Origin of the sequence: Rhizobium metallidurans, from assembly GCF_014196505.1 — a bacterium.
Classification (GTDB): domain Bacteria; phylum Pseudomonadota; class Alphaproteobacteria; order Rhizobiales; family Rhizobiaceae; genus Rhizobium; species Rhizobium metallidurans.
In genome coordinates this window covers 156,652-169,798 of record NZ_JACIDW010000005.1, presented here as the reverse complement: position 1 = coordinate 169,798, position 13,147 = coordinate 156,652, and the positions used below count along the sequence as shown (strand labels likewise).

At 63.6% G+C, this 13,147-nt stretch carries 10 protein-coding genes; 2 read left to right on the top strand and 8 right to left on the bottom strand.

Annotated elements, in window-relative coordinates; translation table 11 throughout:
• Positions 1-57 precede the first annotated feature (57 nt).
• Positions 58-1,878 (top strand): phosphogluconate dehydratase, encoded by a 1,821-nt coding sequence (gene edd / locus GGQ67_RS11430; RefSeq protein ID WP_183900288.1) that lies wholly within the window; start codon positions 58-60, stop codon positions 1,876-1,878.
• A gap of 83 nt (positions 1,879-1,961) precedes the next feature.
• Here edd and GGQ67_RS11425 read toward each other — a convergent pair whose 3' ends face one another.
• The 6 genes from GGQ67_RS11425 to GGQ67_RS11400 form a co-directional block, all read right to left on the bottom strand.
• On the bottom strand, positions 1,962-2,315 hold the full coding sequence (locus GGQ67_RS11425; RefSeq protein WP_183900287.1) for a hypothetical protein: 354 nt from the start codon (positions 2,313-2,315) through the stop codon (positions 1,962-1,964).
• A gap of 172 nt (positions 2,316-2,487) precedes the next feature.
• Positions 2,488-3,579, bottom strand: coding sequence for an ABC transporter ATP-binding protein (locus tag GGQ67_RS11420; RefSeq protein WP_183900286.1), 1,092 nt, complete (start codon positions 3,577-3,579; stop codon positions 2,488-2,490).
• A gap of 24 nt (positions 3,580-3,603) precedes the next feature.
• Positions 3,604-5,256: a beta-galactosidase BglA gene (gene bglA, locus GGQ67_RS11415; protein ID WP_183900285.1), complete on the bottom strand. Its 1,653-nt coding sequence runs from the start codon at positions 5,254-5,256 to the stop codon at positions 3,604-3,606.
• Positions 5,257-5,301: 45 nt separating this feature from the next.
• Positions 5,302-6,465 (bottom strand): ABC transporter permease subunit, encoded by a 1,164-nt coding sequence (locus GGQ67_RS11410; RefSeq protein WP_183900284.1) that lies wholly within the window; start codon positions 6,463-6,465, stop codon positions 5,302-5,304.
• 1 nt (position 6,466) lies between these two features.
• On the bottom strand, positions 6,467-7,480 hold the full coding sequence (locus tag GGQ67_RS11405; RefSeq protein WP_183900283.1) for a carbohydrate ABC transporter permease: 1,014 nt from the start codon (positions 7,478-7,480) through the stop codon (positions 6,467-6,469).
• Between the two features lie 165 nt (positions 7,481-7,645).
• Complete coding sequence (locus GGQ67_RS11400) at positions 7,646-9,007, bottom strand: ABC transporter substrate-binding protein (protein WP_183900282.1); 1,362 nt, start codon at positions 9,005-9,007, stop codon at positions 7,646-7,648.
• Positions 9,008-9,280: 273 nt separating this feature from the next.
• Between GGQ67_RS11400 and GGQ67_RS11395 the strand changes: the two genes are divergently transcribed.
• Positions 9,281-10,303 carry a substrate-binding domain-containing protein gene (locus GGQ67_RS11395; protein WP_183900281.1) on the top strand — a complete coding sequence of 341 codons (1,023 nt, stop codon included), beginning with the start codon at positions 9,281-9,283 and terminating at the stop codon, positions 10,301-10,303.
• A 6-nt stretch (positions 10,304-10,309) separates the two neighbouring features.
• On the opposite strand, the gene folD is transcribed toward GGQ67_RS11395, so the two are convergent.
• Both folD and GGQ67_RS11385 read right to left on the bottom strand, forming a co-directional pair.
• Positions 10,310-11,209: a bifunctional methylenetetrahydrofolate dehydrogenase/methenyltetrahydrofolate cyclohydrolase FolD gene (gene folD / locus GGQ67_RS11390; RefSeq protein ID WP_183900280.1), complete on the bottom strand. Its 900-nt coding sequence runs from the start codon at positions 11,207-11,209 to the stop codon at positions 10,310-10,312.
• Between the two features lie 123 nt (positions 11,210-11,332).
• Positions 11,333-12,997 (bottom strand): GumC domain-containing protein, encoded by a 1,665-nt coding sequence (locus GGQ67_RS11385; protein ID WP_183900279.1) that lies wholly within the window; start codon positions 12,995-12,997, stop codon positions 11,333-11,335.
• Between the last annotated feature and the right edge of the window lie 150 nt (positions 12,998-13,147).

Sequence of the window (13,147 nt, the reverse complement as noted above, 5' to 3'; positions counted from 1 at the left end):
ATACGGCCTGAAGCCGCGAACAGACAATCGAATACCAGCAAACGACAAGGATTTCCCATGTCCGCTCATTCGCGCGTTGCCGCCATCACAAACCGTATCGTCGAACGGTCGAAACTGTCACGAGAGCTCTATCTCGAGCGATTGCGAAACGCGGTGGGCAAGAGCGTCGTTCGCTCCTCGCTCGGCTGCGCGAACCTCGCACACGGCTTCGCGGTCTGTTCCACCGCCGAGAAGGAAGCGCTGGCCGGCGACCATGTTTCCAATCTCGGCATCATCACCTCGTATAACGACATGCTCTCGGCGCACCAGCCGTTCGAGACCTATCCCGCGATCATTCGCCAGGCTGCCGCCGAAGCCGGCGGCATCGCGCAGGTGGCGGGCGCGGTTCCGGCCATGTGCGATGGCGTGACACAGGGCCAGCCGGGCATGGAGCTCTCACTCTTCTCGCGCGACCTGATCGCCATGGCCGCGGGTGTCGGCCTGTCGCACAACATGTTCGACGCGGCCCTCTATCTCGGCGTCTGCGACAAGATCGTGCCGGGCCTGACAATCGCCGCGCTGACCTTCGGCCATCTGCCGTCGATCTTCGTTCCGGCCGGGCCGATGACATCTGGGCTGCCGAACGACGAGAAGTCGCGCGTTCGTCAGCTTTACGCCGAGGGCAAGGTCGGCCGCGCCGAACTGCTGGAGGCCGAATCCAAGTCCTACCACGGGCCGGGCACCTGCACCTTCTACGGCACGGCGAACTCCAACCAGATGCTGATGGAGATCATGGGCTTCCACATGCCCGGCTCGTCCTTCATCAATCCGGGCACGCCGCTTCGCGAAGCATTCACCCGCGAGGCCACCAAGCGGGCGCTGGCGATCACCGCGCAGGGCAACGAGTTCACGCCCGCGGGCGAGATGATCGACGAGCGCTCGATCGTCAACGGCGTCGTCGGCCTGCACGCCACCGGCGGCTCGACCAACCACACGCTGCACCTCGTCGCCATGGCGCGCGCCGCCGGCATCGAGTTGACCTGGCAGGATATCGCCGAGCTCTCCGAGGTGGTGCCGCTGCTTGCCCGCGTCTACCCGAACGGGCTTGCCGACGTGAACCATTTCCACGCGGCTGGCGGCATGGGCTTCCTGATCAAGGAACTGTTGAAGCACGGCCTGGTGCACGACGACGTGCGCACCGTGTTCGGCCATGGGCTGCAGGCCTACACGATCGATCCGCGCCTTGGCGAGGATGGCGGCATCGTGCGCGAGCCCTCGCCGGAAAAGAGTGTCGATCCGAAGGTGCTCGCGAACATCGAAACGCCGTTCCAGGCGAATGGCGGCCTGAAGATGCTGCGCGGCAATCTCGGGAAGGGCGTGATCAAGATCTCGGCCGTGAAGCCCGATCGCCACGTCATCGAGGCGCCGGCGATCGTCTTCCACAGCCAGCAGGAGCTTCAGGAGGCCTTCAAGGAAGGCAAGCTCAACCGCGACTTCATCGCCGTCGTCCGCTTCCAGGGACCGAAGGCAAACGGGATGCCGGAGCTGCACAAGCTGACGCCGCCGCTCGGCGTGCTGCAGGACCGCGGCTTCCGCGTGGCGCTTCTGACCGACGGGCGCATGTCCGGCGCATCGGGCAAGGTCCCGGCGGCGATCCATGTGACGCCGGAGGCCGTCGATGGCGGACCGATCGCGCGCATCATGGACGGCGACATCATCCGTCTCGACGCGATCGCCGGAACGCTCGAAGTGCTTGTGGACGCGGCCACGCTCGCCGACCGCAAGCCTGCCGACGCCGATCTCTCGGACAACGAATTCGGCATGGGCCGCGAGCTTTTCGCCCCCTTCCGCCGCGCCGTCGGCGCATCCGACAAGGGCGCCAGCGTGCTCTTCCACTGAGCAGCGCCGCGATCTGCCGCTGAAAACGACAAGGCCCGCGAGACGATCTCGCGGGCCTTGTCGTTCATATCTGCAAGCAGCGATCAGCCGCGAATGTCGAGCACGCGGTCGCGATGGGCCGGATGGGTGCTGTAGACGAAGATCTTGTTCAGTTCCTTGTCGGTCAGCATGCGCAGGAAGCGGACTTCCACGGTGTTGTTGGCGTTGACGCGGGTCAGCATGCAGCCGATCTTGCTGATGCGGGCATCGGGAAGATCGAGATAGAACTGACGCGGGAGATTGAACTGCGTCAGGATCGCCAGGACCGCGCTGCTCTTGGAAATGCGGATGATGTCGCAACGGCGCGAGGCCATGTTCATGACGCCCTTCTCGGTATACTCGAGACGCGCCGCGTTCATCGTGTCCTCCATCTTGAACCGCACTTCGCGGTCGTACATGAAGGATTCTTCCTTGTTTAGAAAATGTCCTGGTGACTGGGGGCTCGGTGTCGCCACTGTAGTAATCCTCTGAATGCGCAATGAGGAAGACTACCAAGCGATCTTTAACAGAAGGTGAGAACACCAAGTCTCCGGGCCGCGTTATTCACACAGCCCGGGAGAGATTTACAACTTACTTGCGATAAGTGCGACCTTCCGCATCGAAGAGGTGCAGTTTCGAGCGATCGGCGGAGAAATGCATCTTCTGGCCGCGCTTCACATCATAGATGCCAGGCAGCTTGACGATGATCGGCTCGTTCTGCACCAGACCCTCGATGTAGAGCAGCGTCACCTCGCCGAGCGCCTCGACGATCGATACTTCACCCTCGAACAGATAATCGTCAGCCGGCGCGGCGATGCGCAGGTCTTCGGGGCGAACGCCGAAGCTGGCGGTCTTGCCCTTCTCGGACGCAGCCGTGGGAATGCCGAGCGTCACGGACTTGCCGCCGGTCAACGTGACCGTCGTCGTGTTGCCGGCTTCCGTGACGGTGGCCGGGATGACGTTCATGGCGGGCGAGCCGATGAACTTGGCGACGAAGAGATTGGCCGGACGCTCGTAGAGCTCGAGCGGCGCGCCGACCTGTTCGATGTTGCCGGCGGACAGCACGACGATGCGATCGGCCAGCGTCATCGCCTCGACCTGGTCGTGGGTAACGTAGATCATCGTCGTGTCGGCCATCTGCTCGTTGAGGCGGGCGATCTCGATGCGGGTGGCAACGCGCAGCGCCGCGTCGAGGTTCGACAGCGGCTCGTCGAAGAGGAAGACCTTCGGGTTGCGGCAAATGGCGCGGCCGATGGCGACGCGCTGGCGCTGGCCGCCGGACAGTGCCTTTGGCAGGCGGTCCAGATACTTGGTGAGCTGCAGGCTCTCGGCCGCCGCGCGCACGCGACGATCGATTTCCTGCTTGTTCTCGCCGGCGATCTTCATGCCGAAGGCCATGTTGTCATAGACGGTCATATGCGGATAGAGCGCATAGGACTGGAACACCATGGCGATGCCGCGCTTGGAAGGCGGGACGTCGTTGACCAGCTGGCCGTCGATATACATGTCGCCGCCGGTGATGTTCTCCAGACCGGCGATCATGCGCAGCAGCGTGGACTTGCCGCAGCCCGACGGACCGACGAAGACAACGAATTCGCCCTCCTTGATCTCAAGATCGATGCCATGAAGCACGTCCACGGCACCGTAGGATTTGCGAATGTCCTTGAGTGTCAGTCCAGTCATCGAGTTCTCCTCCTCCGGAAGTCTCTAGGCGAGACGAGCGAAATACGCGCCCCAGGCGGGTATATCGATCTTGTCGCCATAGTTATTGCTGACGAAACCATGGCCCGTCAACGCCTGCCAGTTGCCTTCAGGTAGAGCGGCCAAGGCTTCGGTCGCGCTCATGTTGAAGACGCAGAGCAGCTTTTCGTTGCCGTATTCGCGCTCGAAAATCAGCATGTCGCCCTGCGGCTCCATGAATTTGATCTCGCCCTTGGCGAAGGCCGGGTGCTGCTTGCGGAAGGCGATGAAGCGGCGATAGTGCTCCAGCACCGAGGTCTCGTCGCCCTGCTGGACGCTGACGGCGCGCAGGATATGTTCGACCGGCACCGGCAGCCATGGCTTGACGGTGGAGAAGCCACCCTGGGCGACCTGGCTGTCCCAGACCATCGGCGTGCGGCAGCCGTCGCGGCCCTTGAACTCCGGCCAGAACTGGATGCCGTAAGGGTCCTGCAGGTCCTCGTAGGCGAGATCGGCTTCCGTCAGACCGAGCTCCTCGCCCTGATAGAGGCAGACGGAGCCGCGCATCGTCATCAGCATCGCCGCATATTGCTTGGCGAAGGCGTCGCGATCGGCAACGAGCGAGCCCCAACGGGTCACATGGCGCACGACATCGTGATTGGAGAGCGCCCAGCAGGCCCAGCCATCGGGGGCGGCGGCGGCGAAATCATTCATCACGTCCTCGATGCGCTCCGGCGACAGCGGGTCCGGCGACAGGAACTCGAAGGCGTAGCACATGTGCATCTTGTCGTCGCCGGACGTATACTCGCCGACGATCTCGAGACCGCGCTGGCTATCGCCGACTTCGCCGACCGCGGCGATATCCTGGAATTCCTCGAGCACCGCGCGGAAGCGCTTCAGGAAGGCGATATTCTCGGGGCGGTTCTTGTCGTAGATGTGTTCCTGGAAATTATAGGGATTGACCGCCGGCGCCGTCGAGGCGTTGCGGCGCTCCGGCGCCAGGGCCGGATTGTCGCGCAGTTCCTTGTCGTGGAAATAGAAATTGATCGTGTCGAGGCGGAAACCGTCGACGCCGCGCTTCAGCCAGAAGCGGACGACATCCAGCAGGCGGTTCTGAACCTCAGGGTTATGCAGGTTGAGATCCGGCTGCGAGGTCAGGAAGTTGTGCATGTAATATTGCATGCGGGTCGGGTCCCACGCCCAAGCGGAGCCGCCGAAGATCGACAGCCAGTTGTTGGGCGGGGTGCCATCCGGCTTCGAGTCGCTCCAGACGTACCAGTCGGCCTTGGCGTTGGTGCGACTGGAACGGCTCTCGACGAACCAGGGATGCTGATCGGAGGAGTGCGAGATGACGAGATCGATCATCACGCGGATGCCGAGGCGATGTGCTTCGGCGATCAGGGAATCGAAATCAACCAGCGTGCCGAAGATCGAGTCGACGTTCTCGTAGTCGGAGACGTCGTAGCCGAAGTCGCGCATCGGCGAGGTGAAGAAGGGCGAGATCCAGATGGCGTCGGCGCCAAGGGCGGCCACATGCGGCAATCTCGCGGTGATGCCCTTGAGATCGCCGATGCCGTCGCCATTGCTGTCCTGATAGGAGCGCGGATAGATCTGGTAGATCACCGCGCCGCGCCACCAGTCCTTGTCAGCCGTCAGGTTGGATTGAGATGCCATGCTCATATGTGGTCCTGTTGGATATTGTCTTCTAAGTGTCCTGGGAAATGACTAGCCGCCCTTGACCGAACCCGAGAGCAGACCACGCACGAGATAGCGCTGCAATGCGAAGAAGACGAGCAGCGGTACTATGATCGTGATGAAGGCCGAGGCCGTCAGGATTTCCCAGTTGCCGCCGCGCGAGCCGAGCAGCGCGTTGAGCGCACCCGTCAGCACGAGGTGTTCCCTGTCCGTGCCGAGGAAGACCATGGCGACGAGCAGGTCGTTCCAGACCCACAGGAACTGGAAGATCGAGAAGGAGGCGAGCGCCGGGAAGGACAGGGGCAGAACGATGCGCGTGAAGATCTCGAAATCGCTGGCGCCATCGACGCGGGCGGATTCGATGATCTCCCTGGGCAGGCCCGCGATGTAGGATCGCAGGAGATAGATGGCGAGCGGCATGCCGAAGGCTGTGTGCGCCAACCAGATGCCGGGATAGGTCTTGGACGGCGTATCGAGGAGCATGCCGACCTGATTGTAGAGCCGCAAAAGCGGGATCAGCGACATCTGCAGCGGCACGACGATGAGACCGACGACCAGCGCGATCAGCAGCGCGCGACCGGGGAATTCCATCCAGCTCAGCGCGTAGGCGGCGAAGGCGGCGATCAGGATCGGGATGATCGTGGCCGGGATGGTGACCGTCAGCGAGTTGATGAAGGACTGGCCGATGCCCTCGCCCGTCAGCACCGTGCGATAGTTCTGCAGGGTGAATTCCGGCGGCGTGGCGACGGAGATATAGACGCGGCGGCCGCCGTCATCCGGCCCAAAAGCGGCGTTTTTGGCGTAGCGATAGGTGCCGTCCTCGTTGACGACAAGCGAGAGACCATCGCCGAGATCGGCGGTCTCGCCGGCCTTGTAGGCCGACGGCTGCGCGACGCGGGTGCCGAAGGCATTGATCGAGCGTCCCTCCTGGCCTTCAAGCACATTGCCTGAAATGACATAGGCCGCGCCATCCTGCTTCTGCTGATCGACCTGGCCGAGGCGGACGGCGACGGTGCGCGACGAGCCGGAGAAGGCGGTCCACCAGCCGGAAACGACGATCTGGTCCTTGTCGCGCAACGCGCTGACGAAGATGCCCAGCGTCGGGATCAGCCAGATGATGACGATCAAGAGGACGGCAGCGTGGACGAACAGACGGGCCGGGCCGATCTTGAAGAAATCGCGGGTCAGGGTCATCTCACTTGCCTCCCAGTTCGCGATTGGCGCGGCGGACGTTCCACACCATAATCGGCGTGACGGCCAGCATGATGATCAGCGCGATGACGGCGCTTCGGCCGCTGTCGCCGCCGCCGCGGAACATCCAGTTGAACATGAGATTGGCGAGAACCATCGTGTCCCACTGACCGTTGGTCATGGTGAGCACGATATCGAAGACCTTGAGGACGAGGATGGTGATCGTGGTCCAGACGACCGCGATCGTGCCCCAGACCTGCGGCACCATGATGCGCCAGAAGATCTGCCAGCCATTGGCGCCATCGATGACGGCGGCCTCGATGGTCTCTTCCGGGATGCCGCGGAGCGCCGCCGACAGGATGACCATGGCAAAGCCGGTCTGGATCCAGATGAGGATGATCATCAGGAAGAAGCTGTTCCAGAAGGGCACCGAGATCCACACCTGCGGTGTGCCACCGAAGAGCTGGACGATGGCGTTCAGGAGGCCGATCTGCGTGGCGTTGCCGCCGCGATACTCGTAGATGAATTTCCAGATGACGGAGGCGCCGACGAAGGAGATCGCCATCGGCATGAAGACGATGCTTTTCGCGATATTGCCCCACCAGATGCGGTCGGTCATGACGGCGATGACGAGACCGAAGAAGGTGCAGGCAGCGGGCACGACGGCGAGCCAGAGGATGTTGTTGAAGATCGACTGGCGGAATTCGCGGTCGGTAAAGGCCCACTGGTAATTGCTGAAGCCGACGAACTGAACGCCGGAGCGATCGTAGAAGGACAGGATAACGGTCGCGATCACGGGATAGACGAGATAGACGACAAGCAGGAAGAGCGCCGGGAACAGGAACAGCCACGGCCGGATGACGGCACGGCGGTTGAGGTTTCGCGAGGCGGCGGTGATGTCGCCGTCCCTCACCGGGAGCGCCATATCAAGGAACTTGTTCGAGAAATAGAAATAGGCCGCGCAAGCGAATACGGCGACGACCACGACCCCCAAAGCGGAAACCAGCTGCGATAGCATTCATCCCTCCCCTGATGTCTACGTCTTCTTGAAATCACGCCGCCTGACGGCCGGGCACGCTGGCAGCGGGCGCAAGGGGCGGCGATGGCCGGACGCTTGTGACGGCGTCCGGCCAGACATTCGCATCCACGCCGCCCGAGCAGGCGGCATGGAGATCAGGCGATGTTACTTGATGCCATCCCAGGCGCTCTGGATTTCCTTGGCGGTATCCTGAGCCGACTTGCCGCCGACGAAATCGACCATGCCGGTCCAGAAGGCGCCGGCGCCGATCTTGCCGGGCATCAGGTCGGAACCGTCGAAGCGGAAGGTGGTCGCCGTCGTCAGGATTTCGCCTTCGCGCTTCATCTGCTCGTTGGCGTAGGCGGCCGTGTTGACGCCCTTGTAGGGGGTCAGGAAGCTCGACTGCGCCATCCAGACTTCATGCGCGATCGGCGTCTTCAGGAATTCCACGAAAGCGCGTGCCGGCTTGGAATCCTTGGCGATCGTGACCAGCGTGCCAGCACCCAGAACCGGCTTGCCGAGCTCAGGCTTCGACGCGAAGGTCGGCATGTAGAAGAAGTCCGCATCCTGGCCGAGCTTCGTTCCCTCGGGGAAGAAGGACGGGATGAAGGACGCCTGGTGGTGCATGTAGCACTTCGGCGGCACGGCGAAGAGACCCTTCGGGCTGTCGCGGAAGTCGGTCGAGGCAACAGCCTTGACGCCACCATCGACATAGGCCTCGTTCTTGGCGAACTTGCCGAACTCGTCGATGACGGAAACGACGGCGGGATCATCGAACTTCAGTTCGTTGGTGGTCCACTTGTCGTAGGCTTCCGGCGGCTGCATGCGCAGCATCAGGTCTTCGATCCAGTCGGTTGCCGGCCAGCCGGTGGCGCCGCCGGAACCGAGACCGATGCACCACGGAACGCCGCCGTCCTTGACGATCTGCTCGGACAGAGCCTGCAACTCTTCCATCGTCGTCGGGACCTTGTAGCCCGCTTCCTTGAAGTTTTCAGGCACGTACCAGACCAGCGACTTCACGTCGGCCTTGTAGGGGAAGGCGTAGAAGGCTTCCTTGCCGTCCTTGCCCTTGTAGGTGCCGTAGCCGACCCAGCTGTCGCCGGCGCCGTAATTGTCCTTGACCCACTTGGAGTTCTCATCGCCGAGCGGCGCCAGGAAGCCCTTGCCGGCCAGATCGGCCAGAAGGCCCGGCTGCGGCAGGATCGCGATATTCGGCGGCGAACCGGCCTGCGTGTCGATGACGATCTGCTGTTCGTAGTTTTCCGAGGACGAATATTTGGCGTCGATGCCCGTCGCTTCGGTGAAATAGGCGAGAATGCTGCGGAACAGCGCCTCGTCCTCGCCGCGCCACGGCCCGAAGATCGTCAGCTCCTGGCCCTTCAGGTCGGCATTGGCCGCCTTGAAGTCCTCGTAGCTCTTCCAGTTGAACTTGCTGTCCTCGCCCGGCGCGAATTTCAGATCGGCCGCGGACGCGCCGCCGGCCAGAAGCGCCGCCATGGCAACGCCCATCAAAAATGACTTTTTCATGTGATCAACCTCCCATCACAATCCCAATCACGCTTTGCAATCGAAACTCCAAAGCGCTTTGACAACGAACTCATTTCACTTTCGGCACAAAAGAGTCAAGGCAATTCGCAAAACCTGCCTCGGAGCCGCGAATTATCGCGATGCAGCAAGGCTTGAACGGAAATATGGAGCGATTTTTCTTGAGTCAAGCTTGGCAGCTGCTACATTAACAAAAGCGCTTTGGATGCCATTTGGGAGAGATGACCTCCAGGGCGTGTGGAGGAAGTTTAACACGTGAATCTGAAACAGCTATCGGAAATGCTGGGCCTGTCCCAGACGACGGTGAGCCGTGCGTTGAACGGTTATCCCGAGGTCAACGAGGCGACACGCGAGCGGGTGCTGCGCGCCGTACAGGAGACCGGCTACCGGCCGAACAAGGCGGCGCAGCGGCTGGCGACCGGCAAGGCGGGCTCGATCGGCCTCGTCATGCCCACCGCGCCCGGGCATTATTCCGACGTGCATTTCGGCGAATTCCTGACCGGGCTTGGCGAGGAAGCGGTAAGGCACGACTTTCATTTCGTCATCATGCCGGCCGATCCCGACGACGAGGTGGGCGCGCTCAGGCGGCTCGCGATCAGCGGCAATGTGGATGCGCTGTTCGTCGCCTACATGCGCGGGCACGATCCCCGGCTGCCGCTTCTGAAATCGCTGTCCATGCCGTTTCTGGTGCATGGCCGCTCGTTCGGCACCGAGCCGGATTATCCCTATCTCGACATCGACAACGAGGGTGCCTTCTATGACGCGACGCGGCTGTTGCTGCAGCTCGGGCATAGGCATTTCTGCCTGCTGAACGGGCCGGGGCATCTGGATTTCGCCATCCGCCGCAACAAGGGCGTGGTCTCGGCGCTCGCCGAACGGGGGCTGGAACTGCCCGAGAGCTGCGTCAGCCACATGTCGATGACCGACGAGCACGGGCAATTGGCGATGGAGCGCTTCCTGCAGTTGCCGGAGCCGCCGACCGCCATTCTCTGCTCGAGTACGGTTCTGGCGCTTGGCGCCATCCGCGCGGTGACGCAGGCGGGGCTGAAACTCGGCGAGGATATTTCGCTCATCGCCCATGACGACGTGCTGCCGCATCTGAAGCCGGAGAATTTCTCCGTGCCGCTGACGACGACGCGTTCATCGCTGCGCGCGGCGGGTGTCAGGATCGCCGAGCGACTGATCGGGACCGTCAAGCAGGACGGCCCCTTCCCGGAACAGGAACTCTGGAAGACGGAGCTGATCGTGCGGGCGTCGACGGGCGCGGCGCCGCGCTAGTCTCGATCAAAACTTCGGCGGCGTCTGGCCGGCGGCGCGGTGCGCGGCGATGACGGTGTTGGCCATCAGCATGGCGATCGTCATCGGGCCGACGCCACCCGGCACGGGCGTGATGACATCCGCGACCTCGGCGGCCTCGGCGAAGGCGACGTCGCCCACCAGGCGTGTCTTCCCCTCACCCTTTTCGGGTGCGGCGATGCGGTTGATGCCGACGTCGATGACGGTGGCGCCGCGCTTGACCCAGTCGGCCTTCACCATCTCGGGACGACCGACGGCGGCAACCAGAATATCGGCGTTGCGGCAGACCGACGGGAGATCCTTGGTTCTGGAATGCGCGATGGTCACCGTGGCGTTGGCGTTGAGCAGCAACTGCGCCATCGGCTTGCCGAACAGATTGGAACGGCCGACGACGACGGCGTTGAGGCCGGAGAGATCCTCGCCATGGGTGCGGCGCACGAAGACCATGGCCCCGGCCGGCGTGCAGGAAACCAAACCCGTCCGCAGATCGCCGACCGCCAGCTTGCCGGCGTTGACGACGTGAAGACCGTCGACATCCTTCTCAGGCAGGATCGACTGGATGATCGCCTCGGAATTCAGATGCCTGGGCAGCGGCAATTGCACGAGGATGCCGTGGATCGCGTCATCGGCGTTGAGCGAGGCCACGAGCGCGGCCAGCTCTTCCTGCGTCGTCTCGATCGGCAGCGTGTGCTGCACGGATTTGAAGCCGCATTCCTTGGCCATCTTGCTCTTCGAGTTCACATAGGCGTGGCTTGCCGGATCGTCGCCGACGATGATGACCGCGAGACCGGTCTGAACACCGCTCTGCTTGTCCAATGCCGCGGTCGCCGCCTTCACCGTTTCGATGACCGAAGCTGCAACCTGTTTGCCGTCGATTACTGTCGCCAAGACCGTCTCCCTGCCACTACGCCGCCATTCTAGTCGGCGGCATCAGACACAATTTGCCTGTCCACGCCCTATCCTGCCTGAAACGAGAAATGCAAGTACAATCATGCCGCAGGTGGGTGACGATCAGGCCGTCGCGGCGTAGGAGCGCAGGCGGTCGCGCATGGCGGCGATCTCGGCGCGGAGGATTTCGACCTCGTCCGCGGCGTGCTCGGCCACGGGCTCCGACACAGGCTGACGCGGGATATCGACCGACGGCTCGATCGCGGCGACCGGCTCGCTGTGCGCGATGGTCTTGCCCGCATCCACGCGTCGCCTGAAGCCCGCAAGACCGAAGGCGAGGCCAGCCAGCGCGCCGAGTGCCGGGGCCAGCCACGGGCCTCGGCCGGGTTCGACGGCCGTTACGACGGGAGCCTTGATGACCCGCACCGGCGCGCCATCGGCGCCGATCGCGCCGGTGCCGAGCCGATCTTCGAGACGCTGGCGCACCGCGGCCGATTTTTCGCGCAGTTCCGTCAGCTTGGCGAGATCGACGCCGGTGTCGCGGCTTTGCGCGATCAGCGTGTTTCTCTGGTCGCCAAGCTGCCTGACAGCGCCGACAGCCGACTTGACTTCGTCGGCGGCATCGCGCGACAGCCTGCCTAGCTCCTGTCCGATGCTGTCGCGCAGGCCATCCACCTCGGCCTGCTGGGCGATCAGACGCGGATGCCGGGGACCGAGGCTGGCGGCAAGCTGCGCGAGCGTCGACTTGGCCAGCGCATAGCGGCCACGGCGCTCGTCCAGCGCCGGCGAGGTGATTTCGGCGGCGAGCGCGCCGGTCAGCGCATCGTCGGCGGTCGCGGTCTTCAGCAGGTCGGCGCGCTCCTTCGCCGCCACGATCCTCTGCTGCGCGTCCTGCAGGGCGCCGTTGGCCTCGACAAGCTGCTGCTGCAGCCGGGTTGCAACCTCGACATTGCCCTGGCCGTTCGTCCTGGTGAAGGCGTCCAGTTCGGCATCCGCCTGCGCGCTTGCGTTCTTCGCCGCGCTGTCGCTGACGATCGCGGTCGACGCGGGATTGGCTACGGTCGAGACGAGATAGGACGCGATGCGCGCGGATTTCGCAGCACTCGATGTCGTGACGCTGAACCCGACCGTTCCGGATTTCGGATCGGCCGAGGCACGAATGGCGGCGGCGAGAGACGCCTCGGCGCGCGAGACCGGATCGGCGGCCACGCCGCTCGGCGACAGGATATCGACGACGACATTGAATGCGCTGCCGCTGGCGCCAGCGAACTCAGCGTCGCGGTCGAGCCTCAATCTGGCCACGGCGGTCGCGACTGTTTTCCGCGAGAGCAAGGCATCGTGTGCCGCTGTGACAAGGGCCGGCCGGTCCTTGGCGGCGCCGTCGACGCCGAGCAGGCTTTGCGCCCGAAAGCCGGATGGCTCGCCCGGGGTCATCGCTCCTGCAAGAGCGCCCAGCGCGGAAAGCGCGCCGGCGGCGATCAGCGACCGGCGGCTGCGGCGGAATGCCGGCGCCGAATGCTCGATGTCCGGGTGCGCTGCCGATTCGACGCGAAATTCCTGCGCAGCCAGATCGTCTATCAGATCGTCCATCGCCGCGGCGTCAGGGGCACCGGCGTGCGGGGCACCGGCGTCAGGGACGGCGGCATTCGGCGCGGCGTTGTCGAGCGGCTGCTTCGGCGGGGTGGCGCCATCGTTGGCGGCCTCGAGCCTTTTGCCGAGAATGGTTTCGATGCGGCTGACGAGAGGCGGGACGGCGTCCTGCGTCGCGGGCTCTTCCGGTTGTGGCATTCGCTGCGCCTGAAGGGCCCGTTCGATGATCCGCAGCAACTCCGCTTCCGGCACGGCCAATTCTAGCGGGAAGTGGTCCGCGTCAAGACGGTTCGAGCCGGCTTCATCTCTCGGCGCGGATGGCCATGAATGGGTGGGACGTCTCGAATG

Coding starts and splice junctions, on each gene's coding strand:
- GGQ67_RS11385 (WP_183900279.1), bottom strand. CDS start 12,997: ATGCCACAACCGGAAGAGCCCGCGACGCAGGACGCCGTCCCGCCTCTC.
- GGQ67_RS11420 (WP_183900286.1), bottom strand. CDS start 3,579: ATGACTGGACTGACACTCAAGGACATTCGCAAATCCTACGGTGCCGTG.
- GGQ67_RS11405 (WP_183900283.1), bottom strand. CDS start 7,480: ATGCTATCGCAGCTGGTTTCCGCTTTGGGGGTCGTGGTCGTCGCCGTA.
- GGQ67_RS11410 (WP_183900284.1), bottom strand. CDS start 6,465: ATGACCCTGACCCGCGATTTCTTCAAGATCGGCCCGGCCCGTCTGTTC.
- edd (WP_183900288.1), top strand. CDS start 58: ATGTCCGCTCATTCGCGCGTTGCCGCCATCACAAACCGTATCGTCGAA.
- bglA (WP_183900285.1), bottom strand. CDS start 5,256: ATGAGCATGGCATCTCAATCCAACCTGACGGCTGACAAGGACTGGTGG.
- GGQ67_RS11400 (WP_183900282.1), bottom strand. CDS start 9,007: ATGAAAAAGTCATTTTTGATGGGCGTTGCCATGGCGGCGCTTCTGGCC.
- GGQ67_RS11425 (WP_183900287.1), bottom strand. CDS start 2,315: ATGTACGACCGCGAAGTGCGGTTCAAGATGGAGGACACGATGAACGCG.